Source organism: Klebsiella sp. 1SOBk5mer (genome assembly GCF_046603115.1).
GTDB lineage: Bacteria > Pseudomonadota > Gammaproteobacteria > Enterobacterales > Enterobacteriaceae > Klebsiella > Klebsiella quasipneumoniae.
In genome coordinates, this window is record NZ_JBKIUU010000044.1 from 1 (window position 1) to 265 (window position 265).

The following is a 265-nucleotide window of genomic DNA, read 5'->3' on the forward strand; positions in this document are numbered from 1 at the left end:
ATTTTCAGCTTAGATTCAGAGTTGAGTACGCAATAATTTGCGCAGCAGCAAGGCGACAAGCGAAGGAAAGGAAGGAGCATACTGAAGTATGTGACTGACTTTGCGAGCGCAGGCAACGCAGCTGATGCGATAAAGAATTGCGTACTGAGCACAAAGAATTTGCCTGGCGGCACTAGCGCGGTGGTCCCACCTGACCCCATGCCGAACTCAGAAGTGAAACGCCGTAGCGCCGATGGTAGTGTGGGGTCTCCCCATGTGAGAGTAG

Annotated in this window: 1 rRNA gene; it reads left to right on the forward strand. The window is 52.5% G+C overall.

The features are described from left to right. Positions 1-162 precede the first annotated feature (162 nt). A 5S ribosomal RNA gene (gene rrf, locus ACLH1U_RS25275) occupies positions 163-265 on the forward strand; the annotation flags it as partial.